This is a genomic window from Sphingobium sp. YBL2, from assembly GCF_000943805.1.
GTDB lineage: Bacteria > Pseudomonadota > Alphaproteobacteria > Sphingomonadales > Sphingomonadaceae > Sphingobium > Sphingobium fuliginis.
Genome location: NZ_CP010954.1, coordinates 3,012,488 through 3,031,391, shown reverse-complemented (window position 1 = coordinate 3,031,391; position 18,904 = coordinate 3,012,488). Strand labels below are relative to the sequence as shown.

20 protein-coding genes and 1 tRNA gene are annotated in these 18,904 nt (G+C 66.8%); 15 read left to right on the top strand and 6 right to left on the bottom strand.

All coding sequences use genetic code 11. From position 1 onward, the window contains the following. Positions 1-101: 101 nt before the first annotated feature. The 8 genes from TZ53_RS13995 to TZ53_RS13960 all read left to right on the top strand — a co-directional run bounded on the left by TZ53_RS13995 (position 102) and on the right by TZ53_RS13960 (position 7,527). Positions 102-1,325: a dihydroorotase gene (locus TZ53_RS13995; protein WP_044661679.1), complete on the top strand. Its 1,224-nt coding sequence runs from the start codon at positions 102-104 to the stop codon at positions 1,323-1,325. A 170-nt stretch (positions 1,326-1,495) separates the two neighbouring features. Continuing rightward, positions 1,496-1,571, top strand: a tRNA-Trp gene (locus TZ53_RS13990). 170 nt (positions 1,572-1,741) lie between these two features. Continuing rightward, entirely contained in the window at positions 1,742-1,948 is a 207-nt protein-coding gene (gene secE, locus TZ53_RS13985) for a preprotein translocase subunit SecE (protein ID WP_025550848.1), read from the top strand. Between the two features lie 29 nt (positions 1,949-1,977). Then, complete coding sequence (nusG, locus tag TZ53_RS13980) at positions 1,978-2,514, top strand: transcription termination/antitermination protein NusG (protein WP_007683610.1); 537 nt, start codon at positions 1,978-1,980, stop codon at positions 2,512-2,514. A 187-nt stretch (positions 2,515-2,701) separates the two neighbouring features. Then, entirely contained in the window at positions 2,702-3,133 is a 432-nt protein-coding gene (rplK, locus tag TZ53_RS13975; RefSeq protein ID WP_044661678.1) for a 50S ribosomal protein L11, read from the top strand. A gap of 4 nt (positions 3,134-3,137) precedes the next feature. Next, positions 3,138-3,836, top strand: a complete 699-nt coding sequence (gene rplA / locus TZ53_RS13970) for a 50S ribosomal protein L1 (RefSeq protein WP_044661677.1) — start codon at positions 3,138-3,140, stop codon at positions 3,834-3,836. 360 nt (positions 3,837-4,196) lie between these two features. After that, positions 4,197-5,945 (top strand): DEAD/DEAH box helicase, encoded by a 1,749-nt coding sequence (locus TZ53_RS13965; protein WP_044663049.1) that lies wholly within the window; start codon positions 4,197-4,199, stop codon positions 5,943-5,945. A gap of 40 nt (positions 5,946-5,985) precedes the next feature. Further along, positions 5,986-7,527 carry a cryptochrome/photolyase family protein gene (locus TZ53_RS13960; RefSeq protein ID WP_044661676.1) on the top strand — a complete coding sequence of 514 codons (1,542 nt, stop codon included), beginning with the start codon at positions 5,986-5,988 and terminating at the stop codon, positions 7,525-7,527. 141 nt (positions 7,528-7,668) lie between these two features. On the opposite strand, the gene ybaL is transcribed toward TZ53_RS13960, so the two are convergent. The 3 genes from ybaL to TZ53_RS13950 are packed head-to-tail and all read right to left on the bottom strand — an operon-like array spanning position 7,669 to position 9,969. Next, the gene (gene ybaL, locus TZ53_RS13955; RefSeq protein WP_025551612.1) at positions 7,669-9,315 is read right to left on the bottom strand and encodes a YbaL family putative K(+) efflux transporter; all 1,647 of its coding nucleotides are present in this window, start codon (positions 9,313-9,315) and stop codon (positions 7,669-7,671) included. 58 nt (positions 9,316-9,373) lie between these two features. Continuing rightward, a complete protein-coding gene (locus TZ53_RS27175; protein ID WP_165363323.1) occupies positions 9,374-9,514 on the bottom strand; it encodes a hypothetical protein in 141 nt (46 codons plus the stop codon). A 56-nt stretch (positions 9,515-9,570) separates the two neighbouring features. Beyond that, positions 9,571-9,969 carry a hypothetical protein gene (locus TZ53_RS13950; protein ID WP_044661675.1) on the bottom strand — a complete coding sequence of 133 codons (399 nt, stop codon included), beginning with the start codon at positions 9,967-9,969 and terminating at the stop codon, positions 9,571-9,573. A 188-nt stretch (positions 9,970-10,157) separates the two neighbouring features. Between TZ53_RS13950 and rplU the strand changes: the two genes are divergently transcribed. The 6 genes from rplU to TZ53_RS13920 all read left to right on the top strand — a co-directional run bounded on the left by rplU (position 10,158) and on the right by TZ53_RS13920 (position 15,012). Further along, positions 10,158-10,454 carry a 50S ribosomal protein L21 gene (gene rplU, locus TZ53_RS13945; RefSeq protein WP_007683601.1) on the top strand — a complete coding sequence of 99 codons (297 nt, stop codon included), beginning with the start codon at positions 10,158-10,160 and terminating at the stop codon, positions 10,452-10,454. A 30-nt stretch (positions 10,455-10,484) separates the two neighbouring features. Further along, complete coding sequence (gene rpmA / locus TZ53_RS13940) at positions 10,485-10,754, top strand: 50S ribosomal protein L27 (protein ID WP_022683124.1); 270 nt, start codon at positions 10,485-10,487, stop codon at positions 10,752-10,754. Between the two features lie 273 nt (positions 10,755-11,027). After that, positions 11,028-11,618: a GNAT family N-acetyltransferase gene (locus TZ53_RS13935; RefSeq protein WP_044661674.1), complete on the top strand. Its 591-nt coding sequence runs from the start codon at positions 11,028-11,030 to the stop codon at positions 11,616-11,618. A 122-nt stretch (positions 11,619-11,740) separates the two neighbouring features. After that, positions 11,741-12,835 carry a GTPase ObgE gene (gene obgE, locus TZ53_RS13930; RefSeq protein WP_044661673.1) on the top strand — a complete coding sequence of 365 codons (1,095 nt, stop codon included), beginning with the start codon at positions 11,741-11,743 and terminating at the stop codon, positions 12,833-12,835. Positions 12,836-12,956: 121 nt separating this feature from the next. Further along, entirely contained in the window at positions 12,957-14,087 is a 1,131-nt protein-coding gene (proB, locus tag TZ53_RS13925) for a glutamate 5-kinase (protein WP_044661672.1), read from the top strand. A 4-nt stretch (positions 14,088-14,091) separates the two neighbouring features. Further along, positions 14,092-15,012, top strand: coding sequence for an NAD-dependent epimerase/dehydratase family protein (locus tag TZ53_RS13920; protein ID WP_025551603.1), 921 nt, complete (start codon positions 14,092-14,094; stop codon positions 15,010-15,012). A gap of 80 nt (positions 15,013-15,092) precedes the next feature. Here the strand turns inward: TZ53_RS13920 and folP are convergent, their stop codons facing one another. Both folP and TZ53_RS13910 read right to left on the bottom strand, forming a co-directional pair. Next, on the bottom strand, positions 15,093-16,214 hold the full coding sequence (gene folP, locus TZ53_RS13915; protein WP_044661671.1) for a dihydropteroate synthase: 1,122 nt from the start codon (positions 16,212-16,214) through the stop codon (positions 15,093-15,095). Positions 16,215-16,257: 43 nt separating this feature from the next. Beyond that, positions 16,258-17,382 carry a site-specific DNA-methyltransferase gene (locus tag TZ53_RS13910; protein ID WP_025551601.1) on the bottom strand — a complete coding sequence of 375 codons (1,125 nt, stop codon included), beginning with the start codon at positions 17,380-17,382 and terminating at the stop codon, positions 16,258-16,260. Positions 17,383-17,672: 290 nt separating this feature from the next. Between TZ53_RS13910 and TZ53_RS13905 the strand changes: the two genes are divergently transcribed. After that, on the top strand, positions 17,673-18,014 hold the full coding sequence (locus tag TZ53_RS13905) for an ArsR/SmtB family transcription factor (RefSeq protein ID WP_025551600.1): 342 nt from the start codon (positions 17,673-17,675) through the stop codon (positions 18,012-18,014). 68 nt (positions 18,015-18,082) lie between these two features. Here the strand turns inward: TZ53_RS13905 and TZ53_RS13900 are convergent, their stop codons facing one another. Beyond that, the gene (locus TZ53_RS13900; RefSeq protein ID WP_025551598.1) at positions 18,083-18,880 is read right to left on the bottom strand and encodes a nucleotidyltransferase family protein; all 798 of its coding nucleotides are present in this window, start codon (positions 18,878-18,880) and stop codon (positions 18,083-18,085) included. Positions 18,881-18,904 lie beyond the last annotated feature (24 nt).

Sequence of the window (18,904 nt, the reverse complement as noted above, 5' to 3'; positions counted from 1 at the left end):
CCCTCACCCGTCATCCCCGCGAAGGCGGGGACCCATCTCCCGCCCCATCCCAAAACGCAAGGCAGGGGGATTGACGGCATTGGCCGCAAGGTGAATCCGAAATGACCAAACTCGCCATCATCAACGGAAAGCTGGCCGACCCCGCAGGCAATGACCTCGCCACCGGCGTCATCCTGATCGAGGATGACCGCATCCTCGCAACCGGCGACATCACCGTGCCGCAAGATGCCGAAACCATCGACGCGGCGGGCCTCGTCGTCGCGCCCGGCCTCGTCGACCTCGGCGTTTTCGCCACCGACAAGCCGGCCTTCCACTTCGGCGGCATCACCCGCGCCGCGCTGATGCCCGATCAATCCTCCCCGCTGGACGACGCCGGCCTCATCCGCCAGGCGACGCGGGCGGGCAAGCCCGACTTCTGGGTCCACCCCATCGCGGCGGCCACCCGCGGCCTGAAGGGGGCGGAGCTGGCGGAGATCGGCATGATGCAGGCCGCAGGGGCGAAGGCGGTCGGCACCGGACGCCAGTGGATCGCCGATTCCGGCGTGATGATGCGCGTGCTGTCCTATGCCTCGGGCCTTGGCCTCACCGTCATCACCCATGCGGAGGATAGCGGCCTTGCGGGCAAGGCCGTGGCGACCAGCGGCGAAACGGCGACGCGGCTCGGCCTGCCCCACGCGCCCGCCTGCGCCGAAGCGATGGCGATCGCCCGCGACATCATGCTGGCGCGGGTGACCGGCGGCGCGATCCATTTCCGGCTGGTGACGACCCGGGCAGGTTTCGACCTGATCCGCGCGGCCAGGGCGGATGGCCTCAGGATCACCTGCGGCATCAGCCCGGCCTATCTCTTCCTCTCCGACAATGCGGTGACGGATTTCCGCACCTTCGCGCGCCTCTCTCCGCCGCTCCGGTCGGAGGACGACCGGAAGGCCGCGATCGAAGCGGTCGCGGACGGCACCGTCGACGTCATCACGTCCAGCCACGATCCCCGCGGGCCGGAGGACAAGCGCCTGCCCTTCGCGGACGCCGCCCCCGGCATGGCCGGCGCGGAAACGCTGCTCGCCCTGTCGCTCAACCTGGTGCGGGACGGGCATGTGACGCTCAACCGGCTGATGACGCTGCTCAGCGCCAACCCGGCAAGGATATTGGGCGTCAACGGCGGCAGCTTCGCGGCGGGCGCCGCCGCCGACCTGATCTTCATCGATCCGGACGCGCCGTGGATCGTGGATTCGGGGAAGATGGCCGCCCAGGCCGGAAACACGCCGTTCGACCGCATGCCCGTGCAGGGCCGCGTGCGCAGGATCATGAAGGGCGGGAATTTCCTCTAGGGCGATCTCCAGTGAAATGGCCCATTCCCAAGGTTCGGAAATCACGGCAGGCAGGGAAAACCGAGGGCATGTTCCGATTCCATCCAATCGGAACATGCCCTCGGTTTTCCCGCTTGCTCTCCCCGGCGGGCCACGCTAAAGCGCCCTCCTTCGCTGGCCCCGGCCAGTGCAGGAGTGTAGCTCAGTTGGTAGAGCGTCGGTCTCCAAAACCGAATGCCGGGGGTTCGAGTCCCTCCACTCCTGCCAAGCGAACTGGCCGCGAAACCTTGAAATATCGGGGGTTCGCGGCTAGCTGTGCTTGACGAAGCATGGGTCGCGGAGCGCGGCCGCACCCCCGGACGCCGAACAGGGCGGGATCGGGAGGGCGGACTGTTGCTTCGCGCTTTGGTGTTTGTTGGAAGGATTTGGTGCGGGCGATGGCGAAGGTTTCTCCGGGCGAATTCGTCAATCAGGTGAAGACCGAAGCGTCGAAGATCGTGTGGCCCACGGGCCGCGAAACGATCATGACCGGCGTGATGGTGGTCATCATGACCTCGCTGCTGGGCCTGTTCTTCTTCGGCATCGACACCTTCTTCGGCGCGATCGTCCAGTGGCTGCTGGCGTTCGCCGCCGGACAGGCCTGACGACGAAACTGGGAGTTTGACAGGATAACATGGCGCGCTGGTACATCATCCACGCCTATTCGGGCTTCGAGAACAAGGTCAAGGAATCGATCCTGTCCGAAGCCGAGCGCATGGGCCTCTCCCAGCTGGTCGAGCAGGTGGAAGTCCCCACCGAGACCGTGACGGAGGTGAAGCGCGGCAAGAAGGTGCAGGTCGAGCGCAAGTTCATGCCCGGCTATGTCCTCGCCAAGCTGGCGATGAACGACGACATCTACCATCTCGTCAAGAACACGCCGAAGGTGACGGGTTTCCTGGGGTCCAGCGGCAAGCCGCAGGCCATCAGCGAGGCGGAGGCCGCCCGCTATTTCGGCGCGCAGAAGGCCGCCGAAGCCGCGCCCAAGCACAAGATCAACGTCGATTACGAGATCGGCGACAGCGTCAAGGTGCTGGACGGCCCCTTCGCCAGCTTCAACGGCACGGTCGAGGAACTGGATTTCGAAAAGAACCGGGTCAAGGTGTCGGTGTCGATCTTCGGCCGCGCCACCCCGGTCGAACTGGACTTCGAACAGGTCGAACTGTCGAAGTGATTTTCACGTCATCCCAGCGAAAGCTGGGATCTCGTGCCCCAGGCCGTTCCCTTGCGGCCTGAGATGCCAGCTTCCGCTGGCATGACGACAAGGGAAAGTGCGGGAGGATCGCTCCGGTGATCCGTCAATACCGCTAAACTTGAACCGGGCGCGCCTTCGGGCACGCCCAGCAACAGAGTGAGTGAAAATGGCCAAGAAGATTACGGGCTATATCAAGCTCCAGGTGCCCGCTGGAGCCGCCAACCCCTCGCCGCCGATCGGTCCGGCGCTGGGTCAGCGCGGTGTGAACATCATGGAATTCTGCAAGGCGTTCAACGCCTCGACGGAAAAGATGGAAAAGGGCACCCCGCTGCCGACCATCATCACCGTCTATGCGGACCGTTCGTTCAGCTTCGTCACGAAGCAGCCGCCCGCCACCTATCTGATCAAGAAGGCCGTCAACCTGAAGTCGGGCTCGAAGGAGCCGGGCAAGGTTTCCGCCGGACAGATCAAGCGCTCGCAGCTCGCCGAAATCGCGCAGGCCAAGATGGCCGACCTGAACGCGAACGACATCGACGCAGCGACGAAGATCATCGAAGGCTCCGCCCGCGCGATGGGCCTCGAAGTGGTGGAGGGCTAAGACCATGGCAAAGCTGACGAAGAAGGCGAAGGCCCTGGCCGCTGCCGTTGACCGCGAAAAGCTGCACGGCGTCGATGAGGCGCTGGGCCTGATCAAGACCCATGCGACCGCCAAGTTCGACGAAAGCGTCGAAATCGCGATCAACCTGGGCGTCGATCCGCGTCACGCCGACCAGATGGTCCGTGGCGTCGTGACCCTGCCCGCCGGCACCGGCAAGGACGTCCGCGTCGCCGTGTTCGCCCGCGGCGACAAGGCTGAAGCCGCGACCGCCGCCGGCGCCGACGTGGTGGGCGCCGAAGACCTGCTGGAATCGATCCAGGCGGGCAATATCGACTTCCAGCGCGTGATCGCCACCCCCGACATGATGGGTCTGGTCGGTCGCCTGGGCAAGGTTCTGGGCCCCAAAGGCCTGATGCCGAACCCGAAGCTGGGCACCGTCACCCCGAATGTCGCCGAAGCGGTCAAGGCCGCCAAGGGCGGCCAGATCGAATTCCGCGTCGAAAAGGCGGGCATCATCCATGCCGGCCTCGGCAAGGCGAGCTTCTCGGCCGAAGACCTGCGCAGGAATTTCGACGCCTTCGTCGACGCCATCGTCAAGGCGAAGCCGTCGGGTTCGAAGGGCAAGTACGTCCGCAAGATCGCCCTGTCGTCCTCGATGGGCCCGGGCGTGAAGGTCGACGTGGCGGAAGTCGCTTCGGCCTGATCCGACGCACAAACAGATAGGGGAGCCTCCTTCCTCCATGCGGGGAAGGAGGCTTTCGCTTTTTAGAGACTTGGCACCATAAAACGCCCTCTCACCCGTTCGGGCTGAGCCTGTCGAAGCCCTCTTCTTTTCCTGAAGGAAAGAAAAAAGCCCCTTCGACAAGCTCAGGGCGAACGGAGGACAGGCATGCATGTTATAACGCGATCACCAGACACCGTGACCTTGGGCGGACTCGCCCGGCAACGGTGTGAACTTCGGGGTGCATGACCTTGCACCCCGGCTCCAAAACCCCCCGGAGCGCATTGAGGTCACCTTCGTATCCGTCGGGAATGGCGGGTCGCTTTACCGATGGAAAATATAATGTCTTTCGAACATCTCCCCGCCCTCCTGTCCGACGCGCTGACGCGAAAGGGCTATGAAAGCCTGACCCCGGTCCAGGCCGAAGTCACCCAGCCCGAAGCCAAAGGCCGCGACCTCATCGTCTCGGCGCAGACCGGATCGGGCAAGACGGTCGCCTTCGGCCTCGCCATGGCCGCCGAACTGCTGGGCGAACAGAACCGCCTGCCCGTCGCCGCCCAGCCGCTGGCCCTCGCCATCGCGCCGACCCGCGAACTGGCGCTTCAGGTCGCGCGAGAACTGGAATGGCTCTATGGCGAGGCGCGCGCCCGCATCACCACCTGCGTCGGCGGCATGGACGCCGCCAAGGAACGCCGCGCGCTTTCCCACGGCGCGCACATCGTCGTCGGCACGCCGGGCCGCCTGCGCGACCATCTCGAACGCGGCGCGCTCGACCTGTCGGCGATCAGGACGGTGGTGCTCGATGAAGCCGACGAAATGCTCGACATGGGCTTCCGCGAGGATCTGGAAGAAATCCTCGACGGCGCGCCCGAGGGCCGCCGCACGCTCCTTTTCTCCGCCACCATGCCCAAGCCGATCGTGGCGCTGGCCAGGCGCTACCAGAAGGACGCGCTGCGCATCTCCACCGTCAGCGACGAGCGCGGCCATGGCGACATCAGCTATCAGGCCGTCACCGTCGCCCCCGCCGACATCGAAAACGCGGTGGTCAACCTGCTGCGCTATCATGAGGCGGAAACGGCGATCCTCTTCTGCGCCACCCGCGACAATGTCCGCCACCTCCACGCCAGCCTGACGGAGCGCGGCTTCGCGGCGGTGGCGCTGTCGGGCGAACACAGCCAGAATGAGCGCAACCACGCGCTGCAGGCCCTGCGCGACCGCCGCGCGCGGGTCTGCGTCGCAACCGACGTCGCGGCGCGCGGCATCGACCTCCCCAATCTCAGCCTCGTCATCCATGTCGAAATCCCGCGCGACGCGGAAACGATGCAGCACCGCTCCGGCCGCACCGGCCGCGCCGGCAAGAAGGGGACGGCCGTGCTGATCGTCCCCTATCCGCGCCGCCGCCGGGTCGAATCCATGCTGCGCGGCGCGAAGATCCCCGTCGAATGGGGCACCCCGCCCAGCCGGGAAGCGATCCAGGAACAGGACAATGCCCGCCTGCGCGAGAAGCTGATGGAACGCGCCGAGCTGGACGAGCAGGACTGGGCGCTGGGCGCCGAACTGCTGGCCGAAAAATCGCCCAAGGAAATCGCCGCCATGCTGGTGAAGAGCGCCCGCGCCGCCCTTCCCGCGCCGGAGGAGCTGCTGGACGCCAGCGAAGCGCCCGCCCGCCGCGACGGACCGCGTCCGGGGTTTGAGGATACGGTCTGGTTCCGCATGGACATCGGCCGCAACCAGAATGCCGATCCGCGCTGGATATTGCCGCTCATCTGCCGCCGCGGCCATGTGTCGCGGCAGGAGATCGGCGCGATCCGCATCGCCGCCAATGAAACGATGTTCGAAATCCCTTCCGCCATCGCGGCGAAGTTCGTCGGCGCGGTGAAACGCACCGGCCAGGCCAGTGACGAGGGCGCCGAAGTCGCGATCGAGCAGATCGAGGGCAAGCCCCGCGAAATGGCGCGCGAAAACCGGCGCGACGGCGGCCCGCGCGGCAAGGGTCGCCCCAATGAAGGGCACGGCCCCAGGCCCGCCTATGGCGCGCGGCCGTTCAAGGGCGGCCCGCGCAAGGCTGGCCCCCGCAAGCCCCGCGGTTGACCGGGCGGGAGCCGGGCAGCCCTTCATGCATTGAAAAGCCATGGCTGCCCCCCTCCTCATCCCGATCCTCGGCGACCAGCTGACGCCCGGCATCGCGTCGCTCCGGAACGCCGACCCGGCAAGCAGCATCCTGCTGATGATGGAGGTAGCGGACGAAACCACCTATGTCCGCCATCACAAGGCCAAGATCGCCTTCATCCTCTCCGCCATGCGCCATCATGCCGATCGGTTGAGGGCGCTCGGATGGACGGTCGACTATGTGAAGCTCGACCAGCCGGAAAACAGCGGCAGCTTCACCGGGGAGGTCGCCCGCGCCGTCGCACGCCACCGTCCCTCCGCCATCCACGTCACGGAGGGCGGCGAATGGCGCGTCCGCGCGATGCTGGAGGAATGGGAAGGCCGCTTCGGCATCCCCGTCACCATCCATGAGGATGACCGCTTCCTCTGCTCCCATGCCGAATTCGATGCCTGGGCGGCGGCGCGCCAGCAGCTCAGGATGGAATTTTTCTACCGCGACATGCGCCGCAGGACCGGGCTGTTGCTGACGGAAGAGGGCGAACCCGAAGGCGGCCAGTGGAATTTCGACGCGGAAAACCGAAAACCGCCGCCCCGGCGCGACCTGTTGATGCCGCAGCCGCTCCGCTTCCGCCCCGACCCGATCACGCAGGACGTGCTGGCGCTGGTCGCGGCGCGTTTTTCAGACCATATCGGCTCGCTCGACCATTTCCACTTCGCCGTCACGCATGAGGATGCGCAACGCCAGCAGGACCATTTCCTCGACCAGGCCCTGCCCCGCTTCGGGGACTATCAGGACGCGATGCTGACCGATGAGCCATTCCTCTGGCACTCGGTCCTGTCGCCCTATATCAACGCCGGACTGCTCGACCCGCTGTCGCTCTGCCGGGCGGTGGAGGGGCGATACCGCGCCGGCAGGGTCCCGCTCAACGCGGCGGAGGGCTTCATCCGGCAGGTCATCGGCTGGCGCGAATATGTGCGCGGGGTCTATTGGCACGAAGGCCCCGGCTATGGCCGCCGCAACGCGCTGGATGCGAAGCGCGACCTGCCCGGCTTCTACTGGACGGGCAAGACCGACATGCACTGCATGGCCCGGGCGGTCGGCCAGACCATCGACCACGCCTACGCCCATCATATCCAGCGACTGATGATCACCGGCAATTTCGCCCTGCTCGCCGGGATCGCCCCCGTGCAGGTGCATGTCTGGTATCTGGAGGTCTATGCCGACGCCTATGAATGGGTGGAAATGCCCAACACCATCGGCATGGCGCTGTTCGCGGACGGCGGCCTGCTGGGGTCGAAACCCTATGCGGCGGGCGGCGCCTATATCAACCGCATGTCGGATTATTGCGGCCGGTGCCGCTATGACGTGAAGCAACGCCTCGGCGAGGACGCCTGCCCCTTCAACGCGCTCTACTGGGACTTTCTGGCCCGCAACGAGCGGAAGCTGGCGCGCAATCCGCGCCTCGCCATGCCCTATCGCAACTGGAACCGGATGAGCGTGGAGGACCGCGCCGCCCTCAGGAAACAGGCGGCGCGGTTCCTCGACGGATTGGGCACCGGTTAGAGCGCGCTGCGTTAAATCCTACGCAGGCCGCGCGCTCCAAGCTTTTGTTGTCGCATCCTTTTAAGCGCAAAACCGGTTCCCACTTTTGCGCACGATGCTCTAGAATGCCTTCGCATCGATCGACCAAGCTCCGTCAACACCCTAACCCGCCCCGCAGAGCGACAACATCCGCGCCGCCAGCTCCCGCTCCCCCATCACCACATGGGGCACGCCCAGCCCCTCCAGATGCCTGACCTCCGCATCGGAATGGGCGCGGGCGATGACCTGAAGATGGGGATTGAGGTGGCGCGCATGTTCGTGAATCGCGCCGCCCTCGAACCCTTCGGGCACGGCGATCAGCAGCCGCCGCGCCTCGTTTATGCCGGCCGCCCGCAGATGCCGGTCCTCCAGCGCGCTGCCCCGCACCACGGTAAGGCCGGCCTCCTCCGCCTCCTCCGCCCGGTCGGAATCGGCTTCGATCACCACGAAATGCGCGCCCTTCTCGGCCAGCCGATCCGCGATCAGCTTCCCCACCCGGCCATAGCCGACCAGGATGACATGGCCGATGCGCGGCTTGGCCTTCGCCTTCTGGGCCTGCGCCTCTTCCTCCACCTCCTCCTGCTTGTGCCCGCGCACGATCAGGGAGAAGATCAGCGGATTGAGGAAGATCGAAACGATCGCGCCCGCAAGGATCAGGTCGCGCGCCTCGGCCGGCAAGACCCCCAGTCCCGTGCCCAATGAGGCGAGGATGAAGGAGAATTCCCCGATCTGCGCCAGGCTCGCCGCGATGGTGAGCGCCGTGTCGCCCGGATGGCCGAAGGCGCGGACGATGGCGAAGGCGGCGATCGACTTGCCGACGATGATGATCGCCACCGTGGCCAGCAACGGCAGCGGCTGCTCGACCAGCACCGCCGGATTGAACAGCATGCCGACGGAAACGAAGAAGAGCACGGCGAAGGCGTCGCGCAGCGGCAGCGTCTCCTCCGTCGCGCGGCGGCTGAGCGGCGTCTCGCCCAAAATCATGCCGGCGAAGAACGCGCCCAGCGCGAAGGACACGTCGAAGGCGACCGCCGCGCCGAAGGCGACACCCAGCGCTATCGCCAGCACGGCCAGGCGGAACAGTTCGCGCGATCCGCTATGCACGACCCAGTGCAACGCCCAGGGAATGACGCGGCGGCCGACCACCAGCATCAGCGCGACGAAGCCCGCGACCTTCAGCAGCGTGCCCAGCAGCGGCGCCAGCAAGGCCCCGGCATTGGCCCCGCCCGCCGCATCGGCATTGTTCATGACCCCGGCAAGCGCGGGGAGCAGCACCAGCGCCAGCACCATCACCAGATCCTCGACGATCAGCCATCCGACGGCGATCCGGCCCCGGCGCGTTTCCACCAGGTCCGCCCCCTGCAGGGCGCGCAGCAGCACGACGGTGCTCGCCACCGACAGCGCCAGGCCGAAGACCAGCCCGCCCAGCAGCGGCCAGCCCATGACATGCGCCAGGCCCATGCCCATCAGCGTCGCCACCGCGATCTGGCCCAGCGCGCCGGGCACCGCGATGTTCTTCACCGACAGAAGGTCGCGCAGGGAGAAATGCAGGCCGACGCCGAACATCAGCAGGATGACGCCGATCTCCGCCAGTTCATTGGCCAGGCTGGCATTGGCGACGAAGCCCGGCGTGAACGGCCCGACCATGATCCCGGCGATCAGATAGCCGACAAGCGGCGACAGTTTCAGGCGATGGGCGATGGCGCCCATGACGAAGGCGACGACAAGGCCCGCGACGATCGTTCCGATCAGGGGCGTGTGATGGGGCATGGAGTGTCTTTCCCTGACCCCCGATGGAGGAACGCCCTCCATCGGCGGCATATCATATTCATTCAGCGACGGTCAGCATCGCCGCCGACAACAGCGCGCCGGCCGCGCCCAGTCCCGCCATGACGGCCGGCATGAACCACCATGGCGGACGGCGGCGGGACGACCCCGTGCTGCCGCGTCTCGATCTTCTGCGGGTCATGAAGAGGCTCCTTTTTCCTGATGGCGGCCTGGAACGGCCGCCCAGAGGGCGATACGTCAGGAAAGGACCGGGGGCGCCCGCGCCCGCCGGGGGGAATGCAGGTGGAAGGACGGGAAAGAAACGAAGGCGGGAGAGAATCGGTCGCCGGCGCGCAGCAGGACGACGCCCGGCAGCATCGCGATGGCCATCGGCCCGCTCATGGCGAACGCCGGAAACGGCGCCCGCCCGTCGCCATCCGGCTCGATGGCCTGCGCGGCGACAGGGGTCGCATGGGCGCGGGCCTTCAACACCACGGCGGTGGTGGCCGGGTTGAAGGCGGAGCCGGTGAACCGGCTGGATGGCGGTCCCAGGGGGGCGAGCGCGCTCAGCAGGGCCACGCCGATCGACAGCCACAGGGTCAGGATGAACAGCAGCCGGGCGGCCAGTGCTTCATTCCTGTATGGCGCTGGCGTCATGCGTGATGCTATCCTTTCGCCGCGCCAAGATAGGGACGCGCAAGGCCAAAAACCAGCCCCGAATGCCGCGCTTGCCGGTTGACATGGGCGAGTCATTCCAGTAGCGGGCCACATTCCCGCGCGGGTCCAACAGGGCATTGTCCCTCGACGATCTGCGTAAAGCAGATTTGAACGAGAAGAGAAGAGCCATGTTCGCAGTCGTGCGCACGGGCGGCAAGCAGTATCGCGTCGCCGCCGGAGACAAGATCGTCGTCGAGAAGCTGGCCGGTGAGGCTGGCGACAAGGTGACCCTGGATGACGTCCTGTTCGCCGGCGAAGGCAGCGACGTGAAGGACGCAGCCAAGCTGACCGTCGCCGCCGAAATCGTCGCGCAGGCGAAGGGCGAGAAGGTCATCGTTTTCAAGAAGCGCCGCCGGCACAACTACCGTCGTCGCAACGGCCACCGCCAGAATCACACGATCCTCAAGATCGTGTCGATCGCCTGAGCCGCAGCAAAGTCACGAGGAGTTTAAGTCATGGCACATAAGAAAGCTGGCGGTTCGTCGCGCAACGGTCGCGATTCGGAATCGAAGCGCCTTGGCGTGAAGAAGTTCGGCGGTCAGGAAGTGATCGGCGGCAACATCATCATTCGCCAGCGCGGCACCCGCGTCTATCCGGGCCGCAATGTCGGCATGGGCAAGGACCACACGCTGTTCGCGCTGGGTGAAGGCCGCGTGGTATTCCACACCGGCAAGCTCGGCCGCAAATATGTGTCGGTCGACGCACTGGCCGAAGCAGCCGAATAACGGACGATCGATGACGGATCGTCCCTCGCAATCGGGGCGATCCTCCTGGCGGAACGACTTTGGTCACACCGCCAGAGTTCGAGGGAAACAAGGGGCGCCCCATCCGGGAGCGCCCCTTTTTCGTGTCGACGGGCGTCTCCCCTGAATTTCCCTCAACTCTCTGGAACCCCTCGCTTTCTCGCGCGTCGTGCGGGCGGGGCCCAGCCAGAGAAGATAGTCGTCAAGCCGTAACTTTTCGCGGTCATTGGCGCGCCGGAGATTAGGAGACTTTCGATGTTCGCCCGTACCCCCCGCCTGTTGCTGCGGCCCGGCTGGATGGAAGATGCGCCGGCCCTTGCAGAAGCGATCGGCGATGCGGCCGTCCTGCGCAACCTGACCCGCGCACCGGCCGCCTACAGCCAGGCCGATGCGGAGGCGTTCCTGGCCCAGCCGCAGGACCCGCGCCTGCCCAGCCTGCTTGCCTTCACCCGCACCAAGGGCGCACCGCGCCTTGTCGGCGGCTGCGGCCTCCATGCGGCGGCTGATGGCAGGGTGGAGCTGGGCTATTGGATCGCCCGCCCCTATTGGGGACTCGGCTTCGCGACCGAAGCGGCCAGCGCCGTCATGCACATGGCCCGCGCCTCGGGCGTCCGCGATGTGCGCGCCGCCCATTTCGTGGACAATCCGGCATCCGGCAACGTCCTGCGCAAGCTCGGCTTCCGCTATGCCGGCCGGATGGAAAGGCGCTTCAGCCTGGGCCGAGGCGCGGCGGCGGATTGCCTGGTCTTCGAGGAAGGCGCCTCCGGACAGGCGGGCGCCAGCCCCATGATGACGGATTCGTCGACCGACCTCTACGGGGATTCGCTGCCCGCGCTGGCGGCCTGATCCCTGCTGCCGGGGATGGCGGCACGGCGCCGCCTTCTCCGGCGCCGGCCGCTTTTCGGGCAAGCGGCCGCTTTTGCCGCGCGCCTGTTTAATTCCGCCGCATAAACCGCTATGGGCGCGCGATGCATTTTCTTGATCAAGCGAAGATTTTCATCAAGTCCGGCTGGGGCGGTCCCGGCGCGGTCAGTTTCCGGCGCGAAAAATATGTCGAATATGGCGGTCCCGACGGCGGCAACGGCGGCAAAGGCGGCGACATCATCTTCGAGGCGGTGGCCGGGCTGAACACCCTGATCGACTTCCGCTACACCCAGCATTTCAAGGCGCAGCGCGGCATGCCCGGCGCGGGCAAGAACCGCTATGGCGCCGGCGGCGAAGACCTCGTCATCAAGGTGCCGGTGGGCACGCAGATCCTGTCCGATCCCACGCCCGTCGACGGCACGGAGGATGAGGACGGGACGATGGAATATGAACAGGAACTGCTCGCCGACTTCACGCAGGTCGGGCAACGCGTCGTGCTGCTGCGCGGCGGCGACGGCGGGCGCGGCAACCTGTCCTACAAGACCAGCACCAACCGCGCCCCGCGCCAGCATGGCACGGGCTGGCCGGGGCAGGAAATGTGGGTGTGGCTGCGGCTGAAGCTGCTGGCCGATGTGGGCCTTGTGGGCATGCCCAATGCGGGCAAGTCGACCTTCATCAACCAGGTCACCAACACCAAGGCGAAGGTCGGCGCCTATGCCTTCACCACCACCAAGCCGCAACTGGGCGTGGTGCTGCATCGCGACCGGGAATTCGTCCTGGCCGACATTCCGGGCCTGATCGAAGGCGCGGCCGAGGGCGCGGGGATCGGCGACCGCTTCCTGGGCCATGTCGAACGCTGCCGGGTGCTGCTGCACCTGATCGACGCGACCGGCGACGACCCGGTCGAACAGTTCCGCATCGTGCAGGATGAACTCGCGGCCTATGGCGGCGGGCTGGACGAAAAGCCGCAGATCGTGGCGCTCAACAAGGGCGACCTGCTGGGGCCGGAACTGATGGAGGACATTGCCGGCCAGCTTCGGGACGAGGCCGGGGTGGACGATGTGTTCATCATCTCCGGCGCGACCGGCGAAGGCGTGCCGGCCCTGCTGGACGCAGTGCTGCCGCTGCTGGACCAGCCCGGCGAGGATGATGAGGATGGGACAGAAGAAGAAGACGAGAAGCCGTGGTCGCCACTGTAACTCCTCCCCTCCCCTTCAGGGAAGGGGTCGGGGATGGGGGCTTGCCGGATAGGGCTTCCCCCGCCTTGCCTCCTCACCCCAACGCCTCCCCTGCAGGGGAGGAGCGCATTCGGACCGCTTCATGACTTCTTCCCTCTCCGGCTTCCCTCCTTCGCAAATCCGCCGCCTGGTCATCAAGATCGGCTCCGCCCTGCTCGTCGATCCGAAGGGCGAGGTGCGCGAATCCTGGCTGCGCACGCTGGTGGCCGACATCGCGGCGCGCAAGGCTGCGGGCCAGCAGATCATCATCGTCTCCTCCGGCGCCATCGCCCTGGGGGCCCGGCGGCTGAAACTGCCCAAGGGCGGACGCGGCTCGCTCGAAGACGCGCAGGCGGCCGCCGCCACCGGCCAGATCGCGCTGTCGCAATGCTGGGCCAGCCTGCTCCACGAAAGGGGCATCACCGCCGCGCAGATGCTGGTGACGCTGGACGATCTGGAAAACCGCCGCCGCTATCTCAATGCGTCGGCCACGCTGGAACGGCTGATGGCGCTCGACGTCGTGCCGGTCGTGAACGAGAATGACAGCGTCGCCACGGCGGAAATCCGCTTCGGCGACAATGACCGGCTGGCGGCGCGCATCGGACAGGCGGCACGGGCTGACGCAGTTGTGCTGCTGTCGGACGTCGACGGGCTTTACACCGCCAACCCGCATGTCGATGCGGACGCCATGCTGATAGAGACAATCGAGCGCATCGATGCGCGCATCGCCGGGATGGCGGACGGCGGCTCCGCCTCGGGCATGGGATCGGGGGGCATGACCTCCAAGATCGAGGCGGCGCGGATCGCGACCGGGGCCGGCGCGCATCTGGCGATCATCTCCGGCAAGGTGGATTCGCCGCTGTCGCACTGGACCGATGGCGGCAAGGGCTCGATCTTCCTCGCCGCACAGGCCAGGGGCGCGCGCAAGGGCTGGCTCGCCGGCCGCCTCACCGTGCGCGGTCGGATCGTGGTCGATGCGGGGGCGGAGGCGGCTCTGGGCCGCGGCAACAGCCTGCTCCCGGCCGGCGTGGCGCGGGTCGATGGCATCTTCGCCCGCGGCGACGTGGTCGACATATTGGCCGAGGATGGTCGGGTGATCGCCCGCGGCCTCATCGAATATGACAGCGAGGAAGCCTCCCGCATCGCCGGCAAGCGCAGCGAGGACATCGCCGCGCTGCTGGGGCATCTGCCCCGCTCGGTGCTGGTCCACCGCGATCATATGGCGATGGTCTGATCCCATGTCCCTGCGCATTGCGATGACGGGCGCGACGGGTTTCGTCGGCGCCGAAACGCTCCATCAGGCTCTGGCGGCAGGACATCATGTCAGCGCCATCACCCGCCGGGCGCAGCCGCCGCGCGCCCATCTCAAATGGGTGCCCGGCGCGCTGGAGGACCGGGCGGCGCTCAACACGCTGGTGCGCGACGCCGATGTGGTGATCCACATCGCCGGCGTGGTGAACGCGCCCGACCGCGAAGGCTTCGAAACGGGCAATGCGCGCGGCACCATGGCGGTGGTCGACGCGATGCGGCATCGCGGGGTCAAGCGGCTGATCCACGTCTCCTCGCTTTCGGCGCGGGAACCGGAACTGTCGGACTATGGCTGGTCGAAGGAACTGGCGGAGCGGCATGTGAAGGCGAGCGGCCTCGACTGGACGATCATCCGCCCGCCCGCCATCTACGGCCCCGGCGACCGGGAGATGCTGGAACTGTTCCGCATGGCCCGGCGCGGGATCATGCTGATGCCGCCCGGCGGACGCCTGTCGGTGATCGAGGTGGGCGACCTCGCCCGTCTGTTCCTGACGCTGGCGGTCGAAAAGGACATGAAGAGCCTGACCCATGTCTATGAGGTCGATGACGGCACGCCCGGCGGCTGGGACCATATGGACTTCGCGCAGGCGATCGGACGCGCCGTCGGACGGCCGGTGCGGACCTTCGCGACGCCCGCCTGGCTGCTGGGCATGGGCGCGCGGCTCGACCGGCTGGTGCGCGGCAGGAACGCCAGGCTGACGCCCGACCGGGTCAGCTATTTCTGCCACCCCGACTGGGTCGTGACGAAGCGCAGGCAACCGCCCAAAAAGCTGTGGGTGCCCCGGGTGCCGACGGAAGAGGGATTGAAGGCCACTGCCGAAGCCTATCGGGCGAAAGGCTGGCTGCGATAGGCCGAACGGCCTCCGCCACGGCCTGAGCGGGGACCTTCCTGGCAAGGCCTAAACCGCCTCCCCTTTCTCCGCACGATGCTCTAAACCGCGCCCAAGCCCGCATCCGCCAGACCGCGCCAAAGGTGCAGCGCCTGAACGCTTTCCGCGACATCATGCACCCGCACCATCTGCGCGCCCAGTTCAGCGGCGCGAAAGACCAGGGCCACCGATCCGCCCAGCCGCTCCGCCGCCGGCGCCTCGTTCGACAGCGCCCCGATCAGGCGCTTGCGGCTGCCCGCGAACAGCAGCGGCACGCCCAGCCCCTGCAACGTCGCCAGCCCGTTCACCAGCGCCAGATTGTCGCCCAGCGACTTGCCGAAGCCCAATCCCGGATCGACCATGATCTTCCCGCGCGGCACCCCCGCCGCCAGACAGGCGTCCACCCGCGCCTCCAGCATGTCGAACACATCGGCCACGACATCGCCATAACCCCCGGCATTGTCGTGCGGATCGTCCCCGGCCGACGGCGCATGCATCAGGATGACGGGGCACCCCGCCGCAACCGCCACTTCCATGGCGCGGGGATCATGCCGCAGCGCGCTCACATCATTGACGACCGCCGCTCCCGCCGCCAGCGCGGCTTCCATCACCGCCGCCTTGCGGGTGTCGATGGACATGGGAACCCCTGCCGCCGCCAGCCTTTCGATCACCGGCACGACGCGGGCGATCTCATCCCCTTCCCACAGGCGCGGCGCCCTGGGTCGGGTGGATTCGCCGCCCACATCGATCAGCGCCGCCCCCGCCGCCGCCATGGCGAAGCCCGCATCGGCCGCCGCCTGCGGATCGTCCATATGCCTGCCGCCGTCGGAAAAGCTGTCCGGCGTGATGTTCAGGATCGCCATCACCTGCGGCGCGTCGAACCGGATGGTGCGTTCCCCCAGCACCAGGGGCGGACGCTGCGCAGAGATATTGGCCGCCAGCCGCTGCGCCCGCTCCGCCAGCGCATCGGGCAGCCCCGCAATGGCGTCGGCAAATTCCGCGACCGGCACCGTCGCCCGCGCCACGCGCCGCCCGTCCTTCCGCGCCGTCAGCTCATAAGCCTGGAACCACAGCAACCCATTGCCCATCCGCGCCGCCGACCCGTCGGCCAGACTGACGGGCGACGGCACGAACCAGATGGGGCGCAGGTAAAGCCGCGCATCGGCAGGAAGCTGTGGCAACATCTTCAAACTCCGTCGCCCAGAGCCGGAAAGGAATCCGGGATCGTTAAGGCTCGTTCGCCAGCAAATAGGTCTGCCGCAGCGCATCGATCGGCTTCAGCACGCCCTCCACCTCGCAATGCCAGAAGGTCCAGCCATTGCAACTCGGCGCACCCTGCAAGGTCGCGCCCATCTTGTGGATCGAGCCGGTATCCGCCCCCACCGACAGCGATCCGTCCGCCCGCACCACCGCCTGCCAGCGTCGCTTCGAATCCGTCAGCACCGCGCCGGGCTGCAGATAGCCCGTCTCGACCAGCGTGCCGAACGCCACCTTGGGCTGCTGCCGCGCCGTCTGCATGATGGTCAGCGCGCTTTCGTCCAGCGGCAGCGCCGCCTCGATCCGCTCCAGCGCGACCTCGATATAATCGTCCTCGCGCTCGATGCCGATCCACCTGCGGCCCAGGCGCTTGGCCACCGCGCCCGTCGTCCCGGTGCCGAAAAAGGGATCGAGCACCACGTCGCCCGGCTTCGTACAGGCCAGCAGCACGCGGTAGAGCAGGGCCTCCGGCTTCTGCGTCGGATGCGCCTTGGTGCCGTTGCGCTTCAGCCGTTCCTGCCCGCCGCAGATCGGCAGCACCCAGTCGGACCGCATCTGCAACTCGTCGTTCAGCGTCTTCATCGCCTTGTAGTTGAACGTATATCGCGCATCCTCGCCCTGGCTCGCCCAGATCAGCGTCTCATGCGCGTTGGTGAAGCGCGTGCCCTTGAAATTGGGCATGGGATTGGACTTGCGCCAGATGATGTCGTTGAGGATCCAGAAGCCCTCGTCCTGCAACGCCGTGCCGACGCGGAAGATATTGTGGTAGCTGCCGATCACCCAGATGGTGCCGTTCGGCTTCAATATGCGCCGCGCTTCCCGCAGCCAGGCCTTGGTGAAACGATCGTAGGAACCCAGCGTATCGAACTTGTCCCAGTCATTGTCGACCGCGTCCACCCGGCTGCCCTCGGGCCGGAACAGGTCGCCGCCAAGCTGGAGATTATAGGGCGGGTCCGCGAAGATCATGTCGATGCACGCATCGGGCAGCTTCGCCATTTCCGCGATGCAGTCGCCGCGCAGCAGGCGGTCGGCCTCGACCTCCACGGGCGCAACCGCCTTTTTCCGCCGCGGCGCGACGCGTTCCATGACACCCATTTCGTGACCCCCGTTTCCTTCTGAGGCCCAGCGATGAGTCCTCCGGAGTCAGCCGTCAAGATCAGCAACTTAGGGTTCAAGCCTCACATAATGGTTAACATGACGGAGAACGAACCGGGTAGCCACTAGATATTGAGTCGACAGCGACTCTAAAGACTCAAGATCGGCTAGTGTGACTCAAAAGACTCAGCGGAGAACAGGCCCAAAGTTTTTTTGGTTAACGCCGCTGGGCAGGGTAAAAACCGCCTTCACCTTGACCCATCGATAACCCGATGATTATGAACGGGTCCATGACCGACCATATTTTAAAGGGGGATCGATCGGCCTCCTGCGACGAACTGTTCAAGGCCCTGTCGGACGGCACCCGGCGCGCCCTGCTGGAATATCTGGTGCGCGAAGGGGAACAGAGCGTCCACGCCCTCACCGCCATTTCCGGCGTATCGCAACCCATGGTGTCCCGCCATCTCGGCAAGCTGAAACGCGCCAGCCTCGTGACGGCCCGCCGCGCCGGGCGCGAAACCTATTATTCCGCCCGCGCCAAGGGCCTTGCGCCCGTCGTGCAGTGGATGGCGGTCTACGGCGCGCTCTGGTCGCAGCGTTTCACCGCGCTGGAGGAACTGGACGCCTACTGACTTTCGAACATGGAACAACATGCGGAAATGGAATTAGGTGCTCCTGCGCAGGCAGGAACACACCCCTTCTATCGCACAGACCCCGCCAGGATCGCCTCGATCAGCGCCACGTCGTCCGGCTTGTCCGCGTCGATGCAGGCCTCCGCCTTCTCCATCGCCACCAGGCGCGCCACGATCCCGAAGCGCCGCCCCACCCGCGCGATCCCGCCCCGCAGCGTCGAAATCCGCAGCACCGCGCCCAGCAGGGCCAGCGGTCCGAAGGCGGACAGAATCTTCCACCCCTTCTTCCGGTCCTGCTCGACCTCCTGCCACAGCGCGACCACCGGCCGCGCCTTGCCGCTGCCGAACCAGAAGAGATTCGCCCCCGACCACCCGCCGTCACGAAATTTGAGCCAGGTCCGCCGCGACCCCGGATAGCGCGCCAGCAATGTCCTGCGCTCGACCATCGCCACGGCGATGTCCGCGCCGGATGCCTCGCGCACCATCTGGTCCAGCATGGCCCCGTCCAGCAGCACATGATCCGCCGTCGTCATCAGCAGGGGAAAGGGCAGGTCCCCCCGGTCCAGCAAGGCGATGAGGGAGGAAGCGATTCCGCCCCCGCTCCTTTCGAACCGCACTTCGGGATGCTCCGCCAGCCAGGCGGTCGCCGGATCGGCGGCGAACAGCTCCGGCGCCTGGGTCAGCACGACCAGCCGCCCGACCGCCGGATGCGCCAGCAGGGCGCGGGCCGGCCGGTTGATCATCGGCTCCCCCGCCACCGGCACCAGCGGCTTGACCGCCACGCCGGCCGCCGCCGCCAGGGGATCGGGGATCGGCCGCGCCCCGGCCAGCAGGATCGCGGTGATGTCGGAAGCCGCTGCGTTCATTCACGCCCGTTAGCGGAGGGAATC